This is a genomic window from Rufibacter sp. JT3400010, assembly GCF_054956755.1.
In genome coordinates this window covers 36,022-57,990 of sequence record NZ_JBUDXA010000011.1, presented here as the reverse complement: position 1 = coordinate 57,990, position 21,969 = coordinate 36,022, and the positions used below count along the sequence as shown (strand labels likewise).

18 protein-coding genes are annotated in these 21,969 nt (G+C 47.8%); 7 read left to right on the top strand and 11 right to left on the bottom strand.

Going from position 1 to position 21,969, the window contains the following annotated elements; all coding sequences use genetic code 11:
- A complete protein-coding gene (locus ACY0JR_RS12240; protein ID WP_462634381.1) occupies nucleotides 1-762 on the top strand; it encodes a rhamnogalacturonan acetylesterase in 762 nt (253 codons plus the stop codon).
- A gap of 102 nt (nucleotides 763-864) precedes the next feature.
- Entirely contained in the window at nucleotides 865-1,539 is a 675-nt protein-coding gene (locus tag ACY0JR_RS12235; RefSeq protein WP_462634380.1) for a LamG domain-containing protein, read from the top strand.
- A 664-nt stretch (nucleotides 1,540-2,203) separates the two neighbouring features.
- Here ACY0JR_RS12235 and fbp read toward each other — a convergent pair.
- The 5 genes from fbp to ACY0JR_RS12210 form a co-directional block, all read right to left on the bottom strand.
- The gene (gene fbp / locus ACY0JR_RS12230; RefSeq protein WP_462634379.1) at nucleotides 2,204-3,193 is read right to left on the bottom strand and encodes a class 1 fructose-bisphosphatase; all 990 of its coding nucleotides are present in this window, start codon (nucleotides 3,191-3,193) and stop codon (nucleotides 2,204-2,206) included.
- Between the two features lie 167 nt (nucleotides 3,194-3,360).
- On the bottom strand, nucleotides 3,361-5,007 hold the full coding sequence (locus tag ACY0JR_RS12225) for a UxaA family hydrolase (protein WP_462634378.1): 1,647 nt from the start codon (nucleotides 5,005-5,007) through the stop codon (nucleotides 3,361-3,363).
- A 517-nt stretch (nucleotides 5,008-5,524) separates the two neighbouring features.
- The gene (locus ACY0JR_RS12220; RefSeq protein ID WP_462634377.1) at nucleotides 5,525-6,514 is read right to left on the bottom strand and encodes a Gfo/Idh/MocA family protein; all 990 of its coding nucleotides are present in this window, start codon (nucleotides 6,512-6,514) and stop codon (nucleotides 5,525-5,527) included.
- A 332-nt stretch (nucleotides 6,515-6,846) separates the two neighbouring features.
- Complete coding sequence (locus ACY0JR_RS12215) at nucleotides 6,847-7,470, bottom strand: carboxypeptidase-like regulatory domain-containing protein (protein WP_462634376.1); 624 nt, start codon at nucleotides 7,468-7,470, stop codon at nucleotides 6,847-6,849.
- Entirely contained in the window at nucleotides 7,457-8,044 is a 588-nt protein-coding gene (locus ACY0JR_RS12210; RefSeq protein WP_462634375.1) for an RNA polymerase sigma factor, read from the bottom strand. Before ACY0JR_RS12210 ends, ACY0JR_RS12215 begins: the two co-directional genes overlap by 14 nt.
- Nucleotides 8,045-8,414: 370 nt before the next feature.
- On the opposite strand from ACY0JR_RS12210, the gene ACY0JR_RS12205 reads away from it, so the two are divergent.
- Both ACY0JR_RS12205 and ACY0JR_RS12200 read left to right on the top strand, forming a co-directional pair.
- Nucleotides 8,415-9,104 (top strand): DUF421 domain-containing protein, encoded by a 690-nt coding sequence (locus ACY0JR_RS12205; RefSeq protein WP_462634374.1) that lies wholly within the window; start codon nucleotides 8,415-8,417, stop codon nucleotides 9,102-9,104.
- Between the two features lie 14 nt (nucleotides 9,105-9,118).
- Nucleotides 9,119-9,811, top strand: coding sequence for a DUF421 domain-containing protein (locus tag ACY0JR_RS12200; RefSeq protein WP_462634373.1), 693 nt, complete (start codon nucleotides 9,119-9,121; stop codon nucleotides 9,809-9,811).
- A 367-nt stretch (nucleotides 9,812-10,178) separates the two neighbouring features.
- Here the strand turns inward: ACY0JR_RS12200 and ACY0JR_RS12195 are convergent, their stop codons facing one another.
- Entirely contained in the window at nucleotides 10,179-11,651 is a 1,473-nt protein-coding gene (locus tag ACY0JR_RS12195; protein WP_462634372.1) for a M28 family peptidase, read from the bottom strand.
- A gap of 301 nt (nucleotides 11,652-11,952) precedes the next feature.
- On the opposite strand from ACY0JR_RS12195, the gene ACY0JR_RS12190 reads away from it, so the two are divergent.
- The gene (locus tag ACY0JR_RS12190) at nucleotides 11,953-13,962 is read left to right on the top strand and encodes a tetratricopeptide repeat-containing sensor histidine kinase (protein WP_462634371.1); all 2,010 of its coding nucleotides are present in this window, start codon (nucleotides 11,953-11,955) and stop codon (nucleotides 13,960-13,962) included.
- Between the two features lie 388 nt (nucleotides 13,963-14,350).
- Here the strand turns inward: ACY0JR_RS12190 and ACY0JR_RS12185 are convergent, their stop codons facing one another.
- On the bottom strand, nucleotides 14,351-14,887 hold the full coding sequence (locus ACY0JR_RS12185) for a hypothetical protein (RefSeq protein WP_462634370.1): 537 nt from the start codon (nucleotides 14,885-14,887) through the stop codon (nucleotides 14,351-14,353).
- 229 nt (nucleotides 14,888-15,116) lie between these two features.
- Here ACY0JR_RS12185 and ACY0JR_RS12180 point away from each other — a divergent pair, with 229 nt between their 5' ends.
- The gene (locus ACY0JR_RS12180) at nucleotides 15,117-16,253 is read left to right on the top strand and encodes a glycoside hydrolase family 26 protein (RefSeq protein WP_462634369.1); all 1,137 of its coding nucleotides are present in this window, start codon (nucleotides 15,117-15,119) and stop codon (nucleotides 16,251-16,253) included.
- A 209-nt stretch (nucleotides 16,254-16,462) separates the two neighbouring features.
- Here ACY0JR_RS12180 and ACY0JR_RS12175 read toward each other — a convergent pair whose 3' ends face one another.
- The 4 genes from ACY0JR_RS12175 to ACY0JR_RS12160 form a co-directional block, all read right to left on the bottom strand.
- Nucleotides 16,463-17,389 (bottom strand): alpha/beta hydrolase, encoded by a 927-nt coding sequence (locus tag ACY0JR_RS12175; protein ID WP_462634368.1) that lies wholly within the window; start codon nucleotides 17,387-17,389, stop codon nucleotides 16,463-16,465.
- Nucleotides 17,390-17,896: 507 nt separating this feature from the next.
- Nucleotides 17,897-19,093, bottom strand: coding sequence for a YsnF/AvaK domain-containing protein (locus tag ACY0JR_RS12170; protein WP_462634367.1), 1,197 nt, complete (start codon nucleotides 19,091-19,093; stop codon nucleotides 17,897-17,899).
- 61 nt (nucleotides 19,094-19,154) lie between these two features.
- Nucleotides 19,155-19,640 carry a YsnF/AvaK domain-containing protein gene (locus ACY0JR_RS12165; RefSeq protein ID WP_462634366.1) on the bottom strand — a complete coding sequence of 162 codons (486 nt, stop codon included), beginning with the start codon at nucleotides 19,638-19,640 and terminating at the stop codon, nucleotides 19,155-19,157.
- Nucleotides 19,641-20,148: 508 nt separating this feature from the next.
- Nucleotides 20,149-21,102, bottom strand: a complete 954-nt coding sequence (locus ACY0JR_RS12160; protein ID WP_462634365.1) for a DUF2382 domain-containing protein — start codon at nucleotides 21,100-21,102, stop codon at nucleotides 20,149-20,151.
- 567 nt (nucleotides 21,103-21,669) lie between these two features.
- On the opposite strand from ACY0JR_RS12160, the gene ACY0JR_RS12155 reads away from it, so the two are divergent.
- Nucleotides 21,670-21,870, top strand: a complete 201-nt coding sequence (locus ACY0JR_RS12155; RefSeq protein WP_462634364.1) for a hypothetical protein — start codon at nucleotides 21,670-21,672, stop codon at nucleotides 21,868-21,870.
- Nucleotides 21,871-21,969: the final 99 nt, after the last annotated feature.

Genomic DNA, 21,969 nt, shown 5'->3' with positions numbered 1-21,969 from the left:
ATGAAATTTACCTCCGTTCTTCTGCTGAGTCTGGCCTGTCTGGGAATGATGTCTTTTCTCTCTTATGAGCAGCAGCCCATCACCGTATACCTGATTGGCGACTCCACCATGTCTATCAAAGAAACCAAGGCCTATCCTGAGACAGGCTGGGGCATGCCGTTTGTCTACTTCTTTGATAACAGCGTAAAAGTGGAAAACCACGCTAAAAACGGCCGCAGTACCCGTACGTTTATAGAAGAAAAGCTATGGGAACCAGTAACTAACAACATGAAAGCTGGTGATTACCTGTTCATCCAGTTCGGGCATAATGACGAGGTGCCCACCAAAAAAAGCTATACCACGGAAGCCGACTACACCGCCAACCTGGAGCGGTTTATCTCAGAGGCCCGAAAAAAGAAGGTCACTCCGGTACTCATCACGCCCGCCGCCCGCCGCTTGTTTAATGCCACAGGCACCATTGAGGAAACCCATGCCGTGTATTCTAACCTGGTTCGTGCTGTGGCCAAAAAGCAAAAAGTAGCCCTCCTTGACTTAGACCGTAAAAGCCAGGAACTTCTGCAAAAACTCGGACCCGAGCCTTCTAAACTGCTGTTTGTGCACCTTCAGCCCGGTGAGCATCCTAACTACCCCAACGGCAAAATAGACGATACCCACTTCAACGAACTAGGTGCCCGTGCCATGGCCCAAATTGTTTTAGCTGAAATGAAAGCCCAAAAGCTGAACTTAGCCGATAGGATTGTGAAACCGCAGGTAAAACAGTAACCCCATCGGGCACAAGTCGAATACGCCTGATCTCCGAGCACTAATTACTTGCGATTTCATCCGCTTTTCCAGAAAACAGCCCAAAAGCATCCACTACACCCTATGAGAAAAACTGCCTTTCTGCTGAGTGGCCTTGTAGCGCTGGTAGTTTCTTCCTGTGCTACCGTGAAGCCCACTGCATGGGAAATGACGTCGCTTTCATCCATTGGCGGCCATGCTACCGCTGTGCTGGGAAACCCCACGTTCAGGGAGGTAAAAGATGGAGCGCAGGTGATCGCTTTTGATGGGGTAGATGATGGACTGTTAGTTGCTCATAACCCCATTGCCGGCGCAGAGGAATTTACCCTAGAAGTTGTCTTCAAACCCAGGGCCGCCTGGCCCGCCAACGTAGAGCAGCGCTTCCTGCACCTGGAAGACCCGGCAACCGGACAACGCCGCATTCTCCTGGAACTTCGCCTGAACAGCCGCAACCAATGGTACGCCGATTTTTTCATGCGTACGGAAAAAGCTGCCCTTACGCTCATCGATTCCACCAAAACTCACCCGGTAGACCAGTGGGCCACCATGACCTTGACCTACAAAGACAAACAACTGAAAGGCTACGTGAACGGAAAACTGGAGCTATCCGGCGAGATGGAGTACTTGCCCATTCCACCCTCGGCCAAAACGTCTATTGGTACCCGTATGGATAAACGGTCGTGGTTTAACGGCGAGATTCAAAGTGTCCGGTTCTGGAAAGTAGCACTGCAGCCTAAGAAGTATTCTGAAGTTTTATAATTGTGTGAATGCTTTAGTGCATGCATTTTGCCTGTTGCTGGCGTGGCGAGTGGTTAATGCGGTGCCCTTATGCTTTGTTGTTGCAGGTTTCCCTCCGTGCGCTCACGGCCGCGAGGCCCCGTCTTCCCCTCGCGCGCTGCCCTTTCGGCCTGAGTTGCCTTTTGCGCTTAGTTTTGGCATTCCGGGGCCAAAAGCGAGGCGCGCTCGGGAAAGACTGGAAAGGGGAATGTAGCAATGGACTTCTGCCCTCTAAAGCAGAGACTCCCCCTTTGAAGGGAGCGAAGGGGGATGTGTACACCTGCCGGTCACAAGCATTTCTTTCTACCTTGAATATGGTTCAAGTCTGTGACTTGGACCTACCATGACCGGAAGTTTGCAACTTCCGTGCCTTACAATGGGGCTGCAATAAGTCACGGAAGTAACTTCCGCGCCATAGTAACTGCTGAATTATGAATAGGAATCATCGTTCAAGAGCAGCAGTACCGCTCACTCCAAAGACCTCGTGGTGTCCGAAGTTCCCTACGAGTGTCTGTGCAAATAGCGTTCCAAACGTGTTCTTTTTCCTACGGGATAGCACCTGAAAACAAAAGAAAAGCGTTTGTGGGCTGATTTGTTAAAAATAGGCCACAAACGCTTTTCTTTTACTTTAAGTAAATCAGCCTGCTTACAAGGTCATGTACTTTTTCACTTTCTCAATCATTTCGGCAGAGCCGATGACCAGGGGGCAACGTTCATGGAGGCTGGTGGGGGTTTTGTCTAAGATACGTTCCACGCCATCGGTGGCTTTGCCACCTGCCTGCTCGGCAATGAAAGCTAGAGGGTTGCACTCGTAAAGGAGGCGCAGTTTACCGGCTTTATTTTTAGCCGAGCCCGGATAAAAGTAAATGCCGCCTTTGAGGAGGTTCCGGTGGAAGTCAGCGACCAGGGAGCCGATGTAGCGGGAGGCGTATTTCTGCTCTTTGCAGAAGGCGATGTAGTTCTGAATACCCAACGGGAAGTTGCTCACATTAGACTCATTGCAGGAGTATTGTCGGCCGTCGGCGGGGATAGTGATGTCTGGGTGCGATAGGAAGAATTCGCCCAAAGAGGGTTCATAGGTGAAGCCGTTCACGCCCCGGCCGGTGGTGTACACCAGCATGATGGAAGCGCCATAAAGAATGTAACCCGCCGCCACTTGCTCAGTGCCTTTTTGCAGGCAGTCTTCCAGCGTTCCATTCTGCCCGCCGTCAGAAAGCCGGCGGTAAATCCCGAAGATAGTGCCCACCGGAATGTTGACGTCAATGTTGGAGGAGCCGTCCAGCGGGTCCATGGCCACAATGTACTTGCCTTTGACGTTGCCGGTGTGAATGATTTCCTCTTCCTCCTCAGAGACAATAGCACACACCTCGCCGCCGTTTCGGAGCGCCCTGATAAACCTGATGTTGGCAATCACGTCCAGTTTTTGCTGGTCTTCGCCCTGCACATTCTGCGTTCCAATGGCACCTAGTGAGTTTTGGTCGGCGCGGGTTAATTCCCGGCCCACAATCTTGGCGGCCAGCGCAATATCACGCAGCAACTGAGACAATTCACCAGATGCAAATGGAAAGTCTTCCTGCTTTCTCATAATAAACCGGTCCAGGGTAGTGCCAACGGGGAGTGCTAGTTCATCATTCATACAATAGGGATGGTATATTTTAAGGAATAGAGTTTGTCTGGATAAAATAAAGAGGCTCTGCACCTCTGCCTCAGATGTTACGCAAAACTGAAGCGATGATGAGGGGCAGAGCCTTGAAATTACTATAAAAACAGCCGAATGCCAGCCGTTACTTCCTGCTGAATGGCTTACAAAGAAACGCCGCGTTTCCACGGAATGAAATCATCTTGGTGCAGCGTTTTTTCTTTGGTCTCAATGCGGCCGCTGGCTACTTCAATGATGAAATCCAACACATCTTCGCCCATTTCTTCAATGGTTTTCTCTCCAGAGATAACTGCCCCAGTATCAATGTCAATGATGTCTGGCATGCGTTGGGCCAGTTTGGTGTTAGAAGAAATCTTGATCACCGGCGCAATCGGGTTGCCGGTAGGCGTACCTAAACCGGTAGTGAAAAGCACAATGTTGGTGCCGGCTCCTACCAAAGCAGTGGTACACTCTACGTCATTACCAGGGGTGCACAACAGGTTCAAACCGGGTTTTTTGATATATTCTGGGTAATCCAGGACATCTACCACAGGAGAAGTACCGCCTTTTTTAGCGGCTCCCGCCGATTTAATGGCATCGGTAATCAAACCGTCTCTGATGTTACCCGGGCTGGGGTTCATGTCAAAACCAGAACCTACGGCCTCAGCCGAGGCAGCGTACGCGCGCATCAAAGACGCGAAACGCTCGGCGGCTTCCTCGGTTTCACAGCGGTTAATCAGTTCCTGCTCTACGCCGCACAATTCAGGGAACTCTGAAAGCACGGTTGTGCCGCCCAACGCCACCAGAATATCTGAGGTATGGCCAATGGCCGGATTAGCGGAAATACCGGAGAATCCGTCTGAGCCGCCGCACTCCAAACCAATGGAAAGCTTGCTTAGCGGAGCCGGTTGTCTGGTTTGTTTATCGGCTTCAATCAAGCCTAGGAACGTCTGCCGAATGGCTTTAGACATCATTTCTTCCTCGGTGCCTTCTTTCTGCTGCTCCAGTACAATAAGCGGTTTAGAGAAGTTAGGGTTCAGGGCTCTAAGTTTGTTTTCCAGGATGCTTACCTGTGCGTTCTGGCAACCCAGGCTTAGCACCGTAGCACCGGCCACGTTAGGGTGGTGAATGTAATCTGCCAAGAGGGCGCACAGCATGTCAGAGTCTTGTCTGGTGCCGCCGCAACCGCCTTCGTGCGTCAGGAATTTGATGCCGTCTACGTTTTCAAATATACGACGCTGCACCGGGGCTGCGGTTTTCTGCAAGGTAAGCGTACCAATGGCCTCGGTGTTACCGGACTGGTACAAATCTACCATCTGCTGCACATACGATTTGTACACGTCACGCTGGCCAAAACCAAGCTCATCCAAGAAAGCTTGTTTGATGATGTCTACGTTGCGGTTCTCACAGAAGACCAACGGAATGACCAGCCAGTAGTTGCCGGTACCCACCTGTCCGTCGGCGCGGTGATAGCCCATGAAGGTGCGGTTGGCCCACTTGGAAACGTCTGGGGCTTGCCAGCCGATGGTTTTGGTCTTGCCGGTGAAGCCGTTTACTTGGTGTTTCACGTTAGAAGTGGTCAAAACGCCGCCCACCGGAATATCATACACAGCTTTGCCCACCAAAGAGCCATACATCAGAATCTCCTCACCAGCGGCGAGAGGTCTCTGGGCAAATTTGTGCTTAGCCTGAACATCGTCGGCTAGAACTATCTGCGAACCGTCGTATTCCACGATGTCGCCTTTTTTCAAATCCGTCAGTGCTACCAGCACATTGTCGTTCGGATGGATTTTTAAAAATCTGTGTACCATGTCTGTGAATGCTAGAATGTGCAATCGATTGCGCAAGATATCAATAATTGCGAGATATTGAAAAATTATAAAACAATTATTGCAAAAAATTAAAGTTTAAGAATGTTCCTTCCAGAATAAGTTGCCCGGTTTCCATATTCGGAAAAGCGAAAGCATTAGTTACTTCTTGAATGATGACCTTTCTTCGCGATTGTGATGAAATCTTTCCGCTGGAGAAAAGGTGACTTGTCTGTCTTTCAAACCTTGTTTCAACCTAAAAAATTCCTTTATCTGTTTAAGGCGGGTTTTCTAGAAAACAGCCCTTAAACTGAGAACAATTAAAGACTATGTAGTCCTTCAAAGTAAATATTTTACTCGCTCGCGTCCCGCGAGTGTGAGTTACCTGCGGCGTCCCGCCGCTTTGTGTCCATTTATTCAAAACAAGATGAGTAGCGGCTAGAGGACGCAAGTAGCCCGCACTCGCGGGACGCAAGCGAGGGTTCAGTTTTAGGGCTATTTCCCGGAACGAACCTGAAAACTAGCGACCCATTATCTGATCCATCACCCAGGCGGTGCGGGCACCCGATTCACCGGTGCTGGGGCATGTTCCCTGGCCGATTAGTTCTTCTACAATGGTCTGGATGAATGGTTGCTGCACGTGGGGTGGGGGAGGCAGAAAGAATTCTTCGGTTCCACTTTGCGTCTCCAATTTGATAGGTTCAAGGGCGAAACACGGAAACGTGATGCGGCCTTTGCTGCCGATGATTTCAATCTCGTCTTTGAATTGCTCTGGAGCCACGGTAAAGCACCAAATGCCCGTGCCCAGCACGCCATTTTGAAACCGGAACTGTGCGGTCACAATATCTTCGGCGGGGTACAGGTCCGCTTGGTTGGCCGTCTGCCCGGAAGCGGAAGTGATAGGACCTAAAAGATAATCCAGGTAGTCTAATTGGTGCGGAGCCAGGTCATAGAAAAGTCCGCCCCCGGCAATTTCGGGCTGTACTCGCCACGGAAGTGCGCTTGCGTCAAGTTTGTCCTGCACCGGATGAAACAGCCGAATATTAACCAATCTTACCTCGCCAATGGCACCTGCGTTTACCAGTTCTTTTACCTTCAGGAAAGACGGCAGGCACCTGCGGTAATAGGCCACAAACAAGGGTACGTTGGCTTCCTGGCAAGCCGAAATCATCTGCTGGCACTGCGCGTAATCCAAAGCCATGGGTTTCTCTACGTACACCGGTTTGCCCGCGGCGGCTACCTGTAAGGTGTACTCCGCGTGAGAATCTGGCGGCGTGGCAATGTACACGGCATCTACCTCGGGGTCATGGATGAGTGCCTGGGCGTTGTCATACCATTTGGGAACACCGTGCCGTTGGGCGTAATCCTGGGCTTTCTCCCCGTTGCGGCGCATGACGGCTACCAGTTGGGAATTGGGTATTTTCTGAAAGGCGGGCCCGCTTTTTACTTCGGTTACGTCGCCGCAGCCAATAATGCCCCATCTTATGGTTTTTGTTTTTTCTTCTGCCATTGTGTTTTCAGCCGGTTTTGTCAAAATGGGCCTCTAAATGTAGGGGAGTTCTACGGGAAAACGGTAGAAGATTCGCTTTTAAAGGATGAAAGTTTAGGAAGGCTTGTTTTAAGGCTGCTTTTAAGAAAAGCTGTCCTAAACGTTTGCTTAGTTCTGCGAAGCAATTAGATAGAAATATTTACATCTTCTTTCCTCTTTTGTCATCCTGAAAGGATTTTGTGGGCAAATAGTAGTGGCGTTGCCTACAAGGCTTTTCTAGTTCGCTCACAAAATCTTTGCAGGATGACAAAAGAAGAATGGTATGAGAATGCAGTGATTTTGGTATGCTTTTATCACTGCATTTGGGATAACACTACTTCTACATTAGGAGATGATTTCTGAACGGCTACTTCTTGGGGTGTGTATCCTGCCATGGAAACTACAATCACTGCTTTTTCATTGCCCATTGGTAAGCTGAATTCGCCACCTTGATTGGTAATAGTCTTTGAAGCATCATTTTTCAACTGTACTGTTGCACCGGCTATTCTCTCGCCAGAGGTATTGCTAACGTTTCCCTTTAATTGCCAGGTTGTTTGATGCTGAATGCTATGTGTTTGGGCTTTTTCGGGTTTGGCGAAGTAATGATGGTACACCACCTCGGCCACGGCAAATAACAGCACCAGCAGCACGGCGGCGGTCTGCCAGGCAGGCCACTGGAAGGTTCTTCTTTTGCGCTTTTTCTGGGCCAAAAGGTTTTTCAGGCGGCCACGGGTTTCGCGTACGGCTAACTTTACCCGGGCCGGTTGGGCCAGAGTCATGCCTTCCAGCAGGTCAGAGCACATTTCACAGGTAGTCAGGTGCTGTTCCAGTTGGTGGTGGAGGGGAGCGGGGAGTCCACCGGTTTGGTACTGCCGCAGCATGTCCAGCGATGGATGCTCTTGGGCGTCCCAGTGATCGGGGAGGTTATTCCTGCTCATAGTTTTTGTTTATGTAATTTTTAAGGTTTCGTTTGCCGTTCTGGATGTGGCTTTTCACTTGTCCAATTTCATACCCGGTCAGTTCGGCCACTTCTTTGTAGCTCTTTTTCTGGAGATAGAACAACTCCACGCAGGTGCGTTGCTCCGGGCTCAGTTCATGCAGGCCTTTGTTCAATAATTGCAGTTCGGGTTCTGGGTCAGCAGTATCACTTGCCTGTTCTAAGGCTGCTTTTTCCACTAAAGGCAATGTTTTTTCATCAATGAAATCAGCGCCGCGCTTTTTCTGGGACCGCAGCAGCATGAGGCAGTGGTTCTTGGTGAGCACGTGCAGCCAACTTTTAAAATTGGTGATCTCATGTTTGTGAAGCCCCGTGAGCAGTTGCTCAAAGATATGCATGGTGGCGTCTTTGCTTTCGTCCTCGTTCTTCAGATACTTCAGGCAAATCAGGTACACCATTTCTGTGTAGCGCTCAAACAACTGTCCTACCAACTCTACATCACCCGTCTCCCGATACTGCTGTATCAGTTCCAGGTCTTGCGGAGGCTTGGCGCGGGAGAATAGTTTTAGAAACATGCAGCGGGTCAGTAAGCGGGTCTAAATAAAGGGATATTCCTGAACTAGTAAAACATAGATGTCTGGCCTTTTCTATTCTTTACCTGTAAGATGCAGTTGGGCAGCAAAATCCATAAACCCGCGCTACGTTTTATGTCAATTACTGCTGCTTGCTGTGCTGGTAGGGTTGAGAATACCCCTGCTGAGACAGATGAAAAGCTTTAGTGTTTAAGACTCTGTTTAGGGAAACAAAGCCGAAATCAAGCAAAGTAGCTGAAAGTTAACGACAATTTAATGTAGACAAACCCAGTATAAATGGCGAAGCTACCGTATTAATTCGCTCAGAATCAGGGTAACTATGTTTGGTTGCCTACTCGTATTGCCAAAGGTTATGAAAAAAGAAGAAATCTATTTCCCAGATTGGCAACGTCTCCTGATTGGGAATACGCCCTGGGAGTTTATGGCGGAGGTGCTGCTGCGTACGCTTATCATTTATATAGTTTTACTGGTAATCCTGCGCTTGATGGGAAAGCGGATGAACGCGCAATTGACCATCTCAGAACTGGCCGTAATGGTAACCCTGGGCGGAATCGCCTCGGCACCCATGCAGTTACCAGACCGCGGAATTCTGATGGGCGTAGTGGCCTTTGTCTGCGCCTTAGTTTTCCAAAGAGGCTTCAACCTGTGGGCTTTCCGGAACAGGAAGGTAGAGCTGGCTGCCCAAGGCGATGTCAGCCTTATTTTAAGGGAAGGCGTGTTGCAGATAGAACAATTTGAGCACTCCCGTCTGTCCAAAGACCAGGTGTTTGCGGCTTTGAGAACCCATAACATAAAGCAGCTAGGCGAGGTAAAACGCCTGTACATGGAAGGCTACGGTCTGTTCAGTATTGTGAAAGAACCCAATCCCAAACCCGGGTTGGCCATTATTCCGCTCAAAGACAAATCCCTGTTGGACTCCTTTCCCACAGATGAAAACCTGGTGGCCTGCACCCGTTGTGGGTATCTGGCCGAAGCCAACCAGGTACAAGGCAAAGAATGCCCTAACTGCGGCTGCGATGAGTGGACCGCCGCAACCAAGTAATCAAGAAATAATTTATGAAACCAGAAGATATTCAGATAACAGATTGGCTGCGCATTGTCCTGGGCGAGGTGCCTTGGGTTTTTCTCCTGGAGATGGTGCTCCGGATTGCCTTCATTTATTTGGTGCTCATGCTTTCCATGCGGATCATGGGCAAGCGGATGGCTTCCATGCTGAGCAGAACCGAAATGGCCGCCTTAGTGTCATTGGCGGCGGCTAATGGAGTGGCGTTGATGGACCCTTCGCGCGGAATTCTCCCTATTGCCATCATTGCCATTGTAGTAGTAGGCATTCAACGGCTCATTGCCTGGCGAAGCACCCAGGATTCCAGTTTTGAGGAAACCGTAATGGATGACATGGACATTCTGGTGGTAGACGGTACCCTGCAACTAGATACCATGGAACACACCCGCATTACGCGCGAACGCCTCTTTGCCCAATTCCGGCACGAAGATATTTTCAATTTAGGCAAAGTACAGCGCGCCTACATGGAAGCCAATGGTTCCTTTACCATCATGCAGTTCACCGAGGAACGGCCAGGGCTTCCCTTGATACCAGATATTGACCCAGATTTTCTAAAAGAACAGAAAACTGCCTCACATACGTATGCCTGTCAGGGCTGTGGTTTGCTGGTGAAAAGTCAGTTGCCACCGCAACAGGATTGTATCAATTGTAATGCGAATGACTGGAAAGCTGCGGTCATTTCCTGAAAAGGCTTTTTCTGAGGAAAATGGTATTTGCATGATTTGGTGGAAGTAGGTGCATGCCTTACGCTGTTCCCTTGGCTTGGCTGCTTGTGTCGCGGGTGCAGGTGCTGGGTTGTTGCATTGTTTCTGATATGCGCTCACGGGAGCGAGGCCTCGTCTTTCCCTCGCGCACTGCCCTTTCGGCCTGAGGTGTCTTTTGCGCTAAGCTGAAGCCTTTCCAGGGCCAAAAGCGAGGCGCACCCGGGAAAGACTGGAAAGGGCAATGCGGGGGGAATGAAGCAGAAATACCGTTAAAAAAGAAGGAGGCTGGCGCATGCGCCAGCCTCCTTCTTTTTAGGTTAAAATGCTAAAAACTCCATCAAAACAGAAACTAATCATTCCAGCGCCATTCACCGGCTATTTTCAAGGGCTCCTTCAGGTTGTTCTTCAGGAGGAAGGACTTGGTTTCTTCATCAGACAGGCGCTTGGCGGGTATGATAGCGGCATCGGCGAGGCCGTATAAAAGCATACTGCTGAACCGGACGGTATTCTTTAGCTCTTGTTCGTTTACCAGAGAGAAAGAATCGCAGTCGGCGTGGTAGCAATCACCGGCTCCGGCGGGCAGTTTACCCCCCGAGGAACCTCCGGTAGGGATGCCGTGCAGCATGAACGGTTGGTGGTCTGAGTGCAAGCCCGCTCTGGGGGTAAAGCTGTTCTTGAACGTAGTATCAATCTTAGCGGCGATGGCTCCAATGGACTGGAATAACTCGCGGCAAGATTCCTGGCTGGCATTGTAGCCTTTGGGGTCATTGGTCATGTCATAGTTCAGCATGAATGCCAGTTGATTCAGGGTTTTATTTTTCTGGGCATCTTCCAGGTACGCTTCAGAGCCCAGCAGACCTTCTTCTTCGCCCATGAATAGGACAAACTCAATGGTGCGCTTCGGCCGAAGTTTCAACGTCTGGAACGTGCGGGCCATGTCCAGCACGGAGAAAGACCCGATGCCGTTGTCAATAGCACCGCTGGCCAAATCCCAGCTGTCCAGGTGGCCGCCAATGACAATCTTCTCGTTGGGCAGCGAGGAGCCTTTGAGCGTGGCAATCACGTTACGGGCTTTGATTTTGCCCGAGAAGTTGCTCATGTCTATATTGGCTGTAAGCGGCTTGGTTTGCAACTGCTCCTTTAACTTCATTCCGTCTTCCAGGCCAATGCACACGGCCGGAATTGGGATCAGTTTACCGGTGACGGAGGCTGTCCCGGTAAGCAGGGTTCCTCGGGGCACGGTATTGATGATGATGATGCCTTTGGCACCGTTGGTGATAGCCAAGGCGGTTTTCTCTGAACGGTGCAAGCTGCGGGTGCCTTCTGGCGAGCCCGGCAATACGCCCAGGTACACCAACGCAATCTTCCCTTTTACCGCATTGGGTTTGGCGCTGTAATCGGCTTCCAGGCCGTTGCCCATGTCTACTACCTCGCCGGTAAGCGATGCCTTCACGGGTGAATGCGCCAATGAAACAGATTTAATGTTTTGCCGGTGCGTGGCATCTGGACCCACCTGTAAGGTCAGTTTTCCGCGGCTCCAGCTTTCTACTTCAAACGGCTGGTAGCGTACATCAGAGAAACCGTAAGATTTGAAAAGATTGTAGGCAAATTCCTCGGCTTTTTTCCCGTTTTCAGAGCCCGTCATGCGGTGCCCAATGGTTTCCGAAGCTGTTTTCAGGGAGCTATAGGCTTTAGAGTTCTGCTGCACCTCGGTGTTTATCTTCTGGAAAATACCCGCCCACGCCGAGTTTTCCTGGGCCTGGGCCTGCAGGGAAAGCAATATTCCAGAAACAAAAAATCCCAAATACTTCTTCTTGAACATACTATATAACTAGTGTAAGCGGGAAAGATAAAGAAAGCAAGAATGGATAGCAACCCGTATACCTTGGAACTAAACGCAGCCTAAAACCTTTAAAGGATTTCTTGACCTCTGCTCTTGCAGAATAATTATATTAATTGCTTCTTACTCAGATATCTTTCCAGTTGGATTTTGAGAAGAGATGACAAATTTTTGTATGTTTACGTGTCGCTACATGATTCCTGGTTTCCTGTGTTAATAAGTAGGAAGATTCTGTGTTGATGATAACTGGTGAAGTGGCGGTTCATTCTCTTGTTTCTTTTCTATGAGAGTACTTTTATTTCTATTGCTTTTGATGGGGGGGCGGGTGTATGCGCAAGGCAAAACCATAGAACAGTTAACCCGGCAGGTGGCGAGTTCGCCGCAGGATACCGCAAAAGTTTCTCTGTTGTGTGATCTGAGCCGTCAATACCTGCTCACCGACGTGAAAACAGGAATGCAGTATGCCAGAGAAGCCCATGGTTTGGCAAAGCGCCTTCGTTTTCCAGAAGGGGAAGCAAAAGCGATCAACCTCATGGGAAGCGGGCATTTGGTTCTAGGTGAGTTTGATAAGGCGTTTCCTTACCACTATGCTGCGCTCAAAATTGGGGAGCAAATCAAAGACACGGCCCTCTTAGTAGCCACCTACAACACGCTAGGAGTTCTTTGTTTCAAGACCAAAGATGAGAAAAGAGCTTTCCAGAACTACGGTAAAGCCCAGGCTCTTGCCCTGCAGACAAACAATAAAGCTGGTTTGGGTAGGGTGTACAATAATGTGGGAAACATTTATGAAAGCAATGAGAACTACCCTAAAGCCCTGGAGTATTTTAAGAAGGGTGCGGCCCTTCAACAGGAGTTAGGTAAAAAGAAAGACTATGCTGTTGGCTTATTGAACATTGGTGCCGTGTACACCTTCATGAAAAAGCCTGAAGAGGGATTGCCATACCTGTTTCAGGCTTTGGAATTAGACAAGGAGTTGCAGAATAACATGAACATGGCCGTAACTCTGAACTGCATTGCAAAATCCTATCTTGCGCTTCATCAAACAGCGAAGGCATTGGCGTATGCCCGTAGAGGGTATGAAGTAGCAGAGAGTACAGAATCTGGCAAGAAAATCATGGCCGCAGCTCAACTACTGGCCGAAATTTATGCTTCCAAGAAAGACTATGAACAGGCGTATGCCTACCAACAGATATTTGCCCAGCAGGACATTAAATTGGATAAAGAGCGGCAAAACCGTACGGCCGCCGAGATAATTGCCAAGTACGAGAATGACCAACGCGAGTTGGAGAACCTTAAATTAAAAGCCCAGCGCCGTATACAGGCCATTGAAATAAAACAGCAGAAGGCCACCATGTGGTTTGAGGGAGGCATTCTGCTTCTGTTGGCCATTCTGGTGGTGATCCTTTACTTCAGCCGCAGGCATTTTAAAATCATCTCTAAGCAACTACAGGAAGCCACGGAGTTACTGTTGCAGAAAAACCAAAAAATTACCGCGCAAAAAGAAGAGATATCCCAACAATCGGCTGTTCTGGAAACAAAGAATCACCAGTTAGACCGGCATAATAGTTTCAAGAGCAAGATCTTCTCCATAGTAACGCATGACTTGCGTACGCCTTTCAGTTCTATCCAAGGCATTCTGCAAATGGTACAGACCAGAACGTTTACCGAGGAAGAAGTGAAGCGTATCTTTGAGTCTTTGGGCAAGAACATGGAGGTAGTAGTGAGCATGATGAACAACCTGCTGGGATGGTCCAAAGCTCAGATGCAAGGTTCTTCGTTGGAATTGGAATACTTACAGCTGCATGATTTTGTGGAGCAGAGTATAGAGGTAGTGTCTGAACAAGCCTCAGAAAAAGCGGTGCACCTGGTGAATCACGTAGATACGCAGATCCAGGTTTTCACAGATAAAGAGCGGCTGGCGTTTGTGCTGCGTAATCTCCTGGCCAATGCCATCAAGTTCAGCTACCAGGGAGGTGATGTCACGTTGGATCTGAAGGAAGAAGTAGGGGGTGTCTCTTTAACCGTAACCGATTTTGGAAAAGGAATCTCTGCAAAAAATCAGGCAAAGCTGTTCTCAGATAACCGTTTTACCACCTTGGGCACCTTGAAAGAAAAAGGAACAGGGTTGGGTTTAATGCTGTGCAAAGAACTAATGGAGAGCCTGGGCGGCGATATCACGGTAGAAAGTGTGGAGGACCAAGGCAGTTCCTTCACTATTTTTCTGCCTTGCCAGGTGCAGAAAGAAAGAACGGAAGCAGTACAGGAAAGAGTACTAGAACCTCTGGGAGCATAAGCTATTGTTACTTCTTTGCTCGTGCTTTTTGGTGCGGGCATTCGTTTAGAAAAGAAAAACTATCAGAATCCTGCTTTTGGCTTATTCTGGCGAAACCAGGTCAAAAGCAGAAGTCTGGTGGTTTGCGCAAATAGGATTTCTTGCCCTTGTCTTTTTTAAATTGCCAAGCTATCCGTTTATCGGCTTAAACTTCATCCAAGTAAAGGTTAAGCCTGTTTTGGGTGCTTTTTCTGAAAAGTGGCCAAAAACAGTTTCATCTTTACCAATAGTGTCTGCTAGGATTTTATGGATCTACCTGGCTCTTCCCCATTGAAACGGTAGTGTCTCACATCTTCTAAAACTTCAACAAGCTGCGAGGAATAGTCTGTTTTAAGGAAAAGCCTAAAACCTACTGGTAAGGGTTGGAAGAAGACTCTTTTCCATATTCAGAGAAAAGCCAATCAAGCGCAGCTTCCTTGTTGGAAAAGGACTCCAGTTGAACAAATAAATCATTGCCCTCTGTTTCTGAAATGGTATTATAGATACGATGAACATCCATTAGCCCAATGCTCTCTTTTGAGGAAAGGCGGGCATATTTTTTCAGGGTGGAAGTCATTAGTAACGGCTTCATGGCCCTTAATATCCAATTCTGATCGGCAAAATCAAGGTATGGAATTTGGCGGGCATCACTCAACCAATACTCACACTTGTGGGCAAGGGAAATGGTGCCTGCCAATTGAAATGATTTCCTAAAGTGTTCCGTGTCAGGAGCCTTGAGCCACTCTACATAAATATATTTGCATTGCTCGTCTACTTCAACCTTGATGAAGTCGTCTTGGTGTTTAAGCTGTAGCTGTAAGTCTATATGCATGGGGGAACGATTGTCTCTTTTTGGAGATAAATTTAAATAAGCCAAAATGACATTGTTGCCTTCTGTAGAAAGCAAGTTAAATAAAATTGGGAATTGTGGTACATGGTAGGGTAATAAATTGAAAGCATTTCAACAAGCGTGAAAGTATCTTGCCAACATGAAATCAGTAAGTAACTTCCAGTTAGCTCGTTAAATTCTATTTTATAAACCTGAGTTGGACATTGGAGTATTTCTGATTGAAAGCTTGATGAATAACCTGTTGCCAGCTACTATCTTGCAGGTAAATAAAGATAAAAAAGGGTTTATGCGTAGAATCACGAATGTTGTATTGGCTGGTGTACTCTTCCTGGTTGGGTGCGTGGGAGTAAGGCCAATAGATAAAAAGGCCACTCCTGAAACGCGGGCGCTCTACCAGAACTTAGGGAAACTTGCCAAGAAGCATACCTTGTTCGGGCACCAGCACGCCACCGAGTATGGTCATGGCTGGTTCAATGGCAAAGACAGGTCAGATGTGAAATCAGTGACGGGTTCGCATCCGGCGGTGATTGGGGTAGATTTCAGCGGATTTTCCGGACGTTCTCCCGAAGCTATCCAGCAGGCGAAAGAAGCCGTACGGCAGAACGTGATTGACACGTACAACCGGGGCGGAGTCACTACCGCTGCCTGGCATTTTTCCAACCCCGTGTCTAAAGGCGGCTTCTACTGGGTAGATTCCCTTTCTAAACCGGCGGTGAAATACATCATTCCGGGGGGCGAAGCGCACGAGCAATATAAAGAGATTTTACGCGGAATAGGAGAGTGGGCGCACAGCGTGAAAGGTGCCGATGGCAAACTGGCCCCCGTGATTTTTAGGCCTTTCCACGAATTTGACGGAGGTTGGTTCTGGTGGGGCAAGCCCCATACCAGCCGCGAAGAGTTTATTGCGGTATGGAAGTTTACCGTGTCTTACCTGAGAGACAGTCTGGGCGTTCATAACTTCATCTACGCCTTTTCGCCAGACAATAAATTCAACACCGAAGAGGAATTTCTGGAACGCTACCCCGGCGATAAGTGGGTAGACATGGTAGGAATGGACAACTACGGCGACATGGGCCGTGACCGTTACGCCATTGACACTGCCGCGCACAAACTGAAAATCATCTCTGATTACGCCCGCAAAGCAAAGAAACTGGCCGCTTTCACCGAGACTGGTCTAGAGTCAATCCCTAATCCCACCTGGTGGACCGGTACGCTGTTACCCGCCATGAAAAGGCACCCAATGCGGCTGGCTTACGTGCTGGTTTGGCGAAACGACACCCAAAGCCCTACCCATTTTTATGCTCCTTTCCCGGGGCAGGTAAGCGAGAAAGACTTCCTGAATTTCTACCAAGATCCGTATACCTTGTTTGAAAAAGACCTGAATAATATCTACCAACGGGAAAAGTTTTTAGGCATTTTCTAAGGAATGTTTTCCAGGAACGAAGGCTCCTTCATTATATAAATCAAAGAATCCGTTTCGGGACTGAATTTTTGAAATCAGGCCTGAAACGGATTCTTTGTTACGGCTGGTTTGGTTTACACATGATTAGGACCTCTTTTCAGAAAAGAAAGCGCTAAATGACAGGTAAGATTTGTTCGCACTTCTCTCAGGCTATACTCTAACAATGAGCTTCAATCGCAGAAGGGATACACTTTAGAGCGCTCATTGCTTTTACCGGTGGAGACAATTACGTGTTCCTGCGTCTTTTGACCAGCCAGGACATCATTCAGAAAATCGACTAAAAGCTGCTGGTTTTTGTTGAACAGTTCACCACTGTATTCATGTCCGCCGCCGCAATAGGTAAGTAAACGTGTGCTTCCGTTCATTTTTGCTAAGTGCTGGTAGATGGAATATGAACCATGCAGTAGGAGCCAGTTTGAAGCATTGGTAGGGCAGTAATGATGGGCGGCGGTGCCGTATGGTACCACCGGATCGGCGTTGCCGTGGAATAAAAATACTGGAAGCAGGCTTTGGGGCGTGATCAGGTTCAGGTCCATTAAGGCACCGGCTCCAGAAATGACTCCTTTGTACTTAAAATTACCCGGAAGTACCGTTTTTGGGTAAAGGTTCATGGTTTTATAGTCCCAAAAAGCGGCGTGTAGCGCGGCCTCGGCCCCGGCGCTGCTTCCTGCCAGAAAGAACTTAGTAGGGTCCAGGTTATAGGTGTTGGCATTTTTGAGAAAGAAGGCAGTAGCCAGCCAAAAGTCGTTTGCCGCATACTGGAAGGCTTTGATTTTCTCCGGAAGTTTTCCGTCGCACCCATAATTCTTATCTTTCATGTAGAGGGTGTACGTGAGGGTGGCGGCGGCATACCCGTTCTGGGCCAGATAAGCGCAGAAGCTGTGTCCGCTGCTTCTTTCACCGCCAGAGAAACCGCCGCCGTGTTCAAAGAGGACCAAGGGTAGCTTTTGCTTACCTGCCTTTTGGGGCAGGAACAGGTCTAATTCCAGCTTCAGGGTATCATCTTGGTAATAGGTGAGCGTCACAAATTTCTGGGCGTTTGCAAAGGGAATCATGGCGGTAAGCAAGAGCACAATCAATAGTAAGACTTTCCTCATAATAGTAGGTTTCTAGAGGTACGGTTATCGTGTGAAGGGGGAATGCTTTTCTTTAGGTGATACAGGGGCTTAAGTGAGCAGAGCGTCCAAAGAGTTTTCTTGACTTGCCAATATAGTCGGAAATTGGGTAACGTGTTTGCTTGAGGGGTTTCGGCAACAAAGTTCTCTTTTTACATGGATATTCTCCATCCTTGAGGAAAGATAGGCAGTGGGGGAGGGTTTTGAAGCAGCAACTGTAGAGACGCAATACTTTGTGTCTTATCGCTTTGGAACGTTTGTGCACACCAGACAGACGCGAGGCATTGCGTCTCTACAAAATGGCCAGTTTTCACCAGCATAACTTTTACTGAAAATAGATTATATCTGATGTAAGCCGATTTTTTAAGGAAACTGCTTGTAAATAGAAAGCTTCGATTTTCAAGCTAGACGAGGAGGCATATAAAAAGGCGACTGCCTATGTAGACAGTCGCCTTTTAACCTAGAATCTAATCTTGAGATTCTAATTGTTTAGATGAGTGTTGGATCACTAGTTAAACTGCCGCGGTCGCGGTCTGTGTCTGTGAAGCCGGAGCCTGTTTTGCCAATCCCTGTTCCCTTTGTGCCGGTGGCAATACTATCTAAGCCGCTTCCGGTTGTTCCGGTAGAGCCTATATTGGAGTTGGTGTCAGTTGTACCGGTCCCAAAGGTGCCTGTATTTTCAGCGCCTGAATTAGTTAGCGTAGATCCCGTGCTGGACGTGTCTGTGTTCAGGTTATCTACGTCTACCTCAGTAGAGCGTACGGTTTCCCTGATAACTTCATCCCGTTCTTCTACCTCTTTCCCTAGTGACACTTCTTCCACCACGCGGGCTTCTTTGTTCACCACAGGTACTTCGGCGCGTTCAGTCAATTCAATTTCGCCTTCCTGGAACCCGGTGAAGTCGGCTTCAGTGGCCGGACGGTCTACGGCACGGCGTTCTACTCTTACATGCTCAGAACGCAGACGCAGATGCTCTTCCACGGGGCGTTCCACAATTCTGCTGCGCAGACGGGCTCCGCCGGTTTCAATTTCGCGCTTGCCAACTTCCAGATTCTCTTCAATAATAGGAATAGAAGTGGAATCAGAAATATTGTTGTCTCTGGTGGTATCAGAGTAGTCTGCTCCGGTATTTGATAATACTGTGTTGTTAGTGGAACCGGTATAGGTAGCATCTGCGCCGCCGCCAAAAGTAGAATCTGTGGTGGAATCTCCGGTGTAAGAACTTCCGGAACGGTAGCCGTATTCGGTAGCGCGTTGGTCTACGTCTACAGAGCCGTATTGGTCCAGAATGATCGCTGCTCTGCGGGCTTCTTCCTGTGACTGGGCATGTACGGTTACAATGCAGTCTGAATGGCGGGCAACGTTAGAGTATGTGTTGGCACTGTCATCATCATCGCTGAACAAAGACCGGAAGAACCCTCCAATGCCGTCGTTGTGGTCATGGTTGGATGAAGTAGAGCCAGTCGTGCTTCCATAGGCACCGGTGGAGCCGCTTGCACCGTAGGCGCCGGTTGTGCCACTGCCATAGGAAGAATCTGAGCCGTATGAAGAGCCGGTGGTTGAACCGGAAGAACTTGCACTGGAAACATCAATATTGCTTTCGCTGATACCCATGTTTTTCAATTCTCTTACTGCCTGTTGGGCTTCTGCGGAACTATCAAAAATTCCAATTACTGTTTGTGCCATAGTTTTAAGTGTGTAAGTAAATGATTTGTTGACTGGTGTATAAAGTAGAAATCGATCAGGATTAGCTCTGAGGCTGGTTGTTGTTGGTAGGTTCAGGAGAAATACGCTCTACCCTTATTTCTTCTTTTCTGAGGTTCACCTGCTGAACATCATGGGTTTGCACTCTGTTTTTGGTGATGTGTAGCTCTTCCACCACCATGAGGCGTTTTTCCACTACCATCACTTCCTGAACTATAGGAATGATCATGGTGTCGCCCTCATACCTAACGGGTGGCGGCGGTGTGTCTACGTATTGGTTGATGGCTACCCGCTGAATGTCATGTTCCTCCTGGATCAAGGGTATATTTACGGGTACCGCCTGCTCTGTCACAGATTTGATAATGCGAACACTCCCTTTCTCCACTACTTGCTTATCTAGGTGAACGCGTTCCTCAATTACCGGAATGGTTATAGAAGATGATGCCTCAGAAGTATTGTTCGTAGTGTTCTGGTGCGGGGTGGTTCCGGCTCCGTATAAATCGCCCTCAAGATTTCTTGTCTGATCCATTTGGTTTTCTCTTTGCATAAGTAAACGGTTGTAGGAGGGTGGGGTTTCTAAAACAGATTAAAAAATTGTATTTTTATTATTAGAGGAACGTTGGGGATGAACGAGTGTAAACCGTTAGCAATAGAAAATGTTTGTGTAATATATTGTATGTCACAGTTATTTGATTTGTTGCAACCTGCTGAATTGTTATATATAGATATCTGGTGATTATAATATGCTAAGAAGTAGATACTCTGTTTATTCTTTCATATATAAAAATTTTAAAACAATATTTTGCATAAAAAGTAGGCAGGCTGATTTAAGGACTTTCTAAAAAGTGGAGTATGCGGTTATTAGTAGAGGAAGATGATTCAGTAAAAGTCCACTTTCAGATTTCCGTACAAATTCAGGAGTTTTATATGCCTGAGGCTAAAGAAAAGCCAGCTAGGTAGTTAATCTATTGAAGACATAGACAACTACGTAGCTGGCTTAGTAAGCTCAGGGATACAGATTGGATAAGACTTGAGTATTAGGTTAGCGGACGAGCGTTCCCGTTGGAGTCATCGCGTAAGTCTTCTATCTGTATTTCTGTTCTGCGGGATACTTCCTGGATCACTTCTTCATGTATTTCCACATCTTTGCCAATGGTAATTTCCTCCACTACATGAGCCTCTTTGGAGATAATCGGCATTTCCCCAAATTCTTTCAGTTCTATGACACCATCCTGAAAACTGTTAAAATTGGCCGTGTTAACTGTGTTGTCTAGTGGAATCCGCTCAAGCAGGATGCGTTCTCCAGGCAGGGACATGTTTTCTTCCGGTGGTTGCTCTGCAGTAGAACTCTGTAGACGGGTATTTCCGGTTTTTACTGGTTGCCTGTTGTTTTGAAGCTGCTTTTCAGCAATTGGGCTGGAAGTAGAATGAGCCGTCCTATCTTGACTTTGAGTGTCTGCTTGGGCGGAAGGAGTTGTCTGTTCTATTTTTATGTCCAGTTCAGGAGCCTTATGGGAGTCTGGAAGCTGTGCAGCGCGTTCCTGACGGTAATACTCAGGGTTGCCGGGTTGGCGGGCCGGGGCAGGAGCTATGCCATGCACATGGTTTCCCACAAAGATCCGTTGCACCAACCTTTCCGCTTCAGGTGTTAGGTTGTTTGTTTCATAAGCTGGCAGCGCCTGCAGTTGGGCAACGGTTAGGTTAGGAACTGTAATTACATCTTCGGCCTCGTGGATTTCGGCTAAGCCGATTGGGATCAAGACTTTGCGAGATTCCAGGTCCAGCTTATTCCCCGCCAAATCAACAATCAGGTACCGGACTTTAAGCGCCTCGGTATCGCAGAGTAGTTCTTTCACTTTGCCTACCAGATTGCCCTGCGCATCTCCCACCTGCCAGCCTCTAATGTCGGGGGCGCCTTTGGCTACCGCAAATTTGCTGTCTCCTAACTCCCTTAAATGATAACCAGATGCAGCATGATCTCTTCTTTCCATAGTATAGGTGTTAAAGACGTGGTGTTCCATTGCGTTTAGAAGGCCATTATTCGATTTTGACCTAAAAACCGAAGCCTTCTCTGGCCTTTCATCCCGTGGTGAATGCCATTCTAAAAAAATGCCTTTCCAAAAAGTAGCCTATGCTTAACCAGAGTTGCTAATTGCTTACGTGTGGAGGAGGGAGATGTTAGAGCTATAGCTAACCGTCTGACGGTGAGTTGCTTTTCTTGGTTTTGTCTTCGTTTTAGGAAAGCACCTCTAAAAAGCTACCTATGGGCAAGACCTTGATACATAAGTAGGAAAAGTGAAATATTACTTTTCTGATTTTCAATCAATAACGATCATGAGTAAAAGCTAAAATAAAGCCTTTGGTTTTCAATTGTCCTTTTCTTGAGAGTTTGAAAAGTGCAGTTTTTAACGCAATTCCAGGTTTGAAATGGATGTGTAATAAACCCTTAGAAGATCGCGGTAAATACTGTATATGCTTGATTATGATAGAGTTTTGCTTTGAAATGGCATTCAAATAAGCTAATTTAGTTTACGAGAACACAATACAAATAAACTTGTATGAAGAAAAAGATACCCCTGGAGAGCGTTCTATACATTATTTGTAAATCAGACTTAGTGGCCTGCTCAGATGCTGTTGAATTTATCAATAGTCTGGACTTCTACCAATATAGCCAGGAAGAGTTGAAGCTGATCAGTGATACCCTTAGTGAAAGAATTGCCATGCAGCTGCGTCTGGACCTAAGAGTAAGTCACGCCTAGAACTTCAAGATTTACAGGCTGTTTTTGGTAAAGCAAGCCTGAACTATAATTGATTGACGAGTAGAAGCGGTTAAAGCAGGTTCAACTGGATAGTACCGT

What these genes read in the sequence shown, in the direction of transcription:
- ACY0JR_RS12205 (WP_462634374.1), top strand. Translation starts at nt 8,415, where the DNA reads ATGAAAAAAGAAGAAATCTATTTCCCAGATTGGCAACGTCTCCTGATT.
- ACY0JR_RS12190 (WP_462634371.1), top strand. Translation starts at nt 11,953, where the DNA reads ATGAGAGTACTTTTATTTCTATTGCTTTTGATGGGGGGGCGGGTGTAT.
- ACY0JR_RS12175 (WP_462634368.1), bottom strand. Translation starts at nt 17,389, where the DNA reads ATGAGGAAAGTCTTACTATTGATTGTGCTCTTGCTTACCGCCATGATT.
- ACY0JR_RS12195 (WP_462634372.1), bottom strand. Translation starts at nt 11,651, where the DNA reads ATGTTCAAGAAGAAGTATTTGGGATTTTTTGTTTCTGGAATATTGCTT.
- ACY0JR_RS12225 (WP_462634378.1), bottom strand. Translation starts at nt 5,007, where the DNA reads ATGGTACACAGATTTTTAAAAATCCATCCGAACGACAATGTGCTGGTA.
- ACY0JR_RS12160 (WP_462634365.1), bottom strand. Translation starts at nt 21,102, where the DNA reads ATGGAAAGAAGAGATCATGCTGCATCTGGTTATCATTTAAGGGAGTTA.
- ACY0JR_RS12165 (WP_462634366.1), bottom strand. Translation starts at nt 19,640, where the DNA reads ATGGATCAGACAAGAAATCTTGAGGGCGATTTATACGGAGCCGGAACC.
- ACY0JR_RS12210 (WP_462634375.1), bottom strand. Translation starts at nt 8,044, where the DNA reads ATGTTTCTAAAACTATTCTCCCGCGCCAAGCCTCCGCAAGACCTGGAA.
- ACY0JR_RS12220 (WP_462634377.1), bottom strand. Translation starts at nt 6,514, where the DNA reads ATGGCAGAAGAAAAAACAAAAACCATAAGATGGGGCATTATTGGCTGC.
- ACY0JR_RS12170 (WP_462634367.1), bottom strand. Translation starts at nt 19,093, where the DNA reads ATGGCACAAACAGTAATTGGAATTTTTGATAGTTCCGCAGAAGCCCAA.
- ACY0JR_RS12200 (WP_462634373.1), top strand. Translation starts at nt 9,119, where the DNA reads ATGAAACCAGAAGATATTCAGATAACAGATTGGCTGCGCATTGTCCTG.
- ACY0JR_RS12180 (WP_462634369.1), top strand. Translation starts at nt 15,117, where the DNA reads ATGCGTAGAATCACGAATGTTGTATTGGCTGGTGTACTCTTCCTGGTT.
- fbp (WP_462634379.1), bottom strand. Translation starts at nt 3,193, where the DNA reads ATGAATGATGAACTAGCACTCCCCGTTGGCACTACCCTGGACCGGTTT.
- ACY0JR_RS12235 (WP_462634380.1), top strand. Translation starts at nt 865, where the DNA reads ATGAGAAAAACTGCCTTTCTGCTGAGTGGCCTTGTAGCGCTGGTAGTT.
- ACY0JR_RS12240 (WP_462634381.1), top strand. Translation starts at nt 1, where the DNA reads ATGAAATTTACCTCCGTTCTTCTGCTGAGTCTGGCCTGTCTGGGAATG.
- ACY0JR_RS12155 (WP_462634364.1), top strand. Translation starts at nt 21,670, where the DNA reads ATGAAGAAAAAGATACCCCTGGAGAGCGTTCTATACATTATTTGTAAA.
- ACY0JR_RS12215 (WP_462634376.1), bottom strand. Translation starts at nt 7,470, where the DNA reads ATGAGCAGGAATAACCTCCCCGATCACTGGGACGCCCAAGAGCATCCA.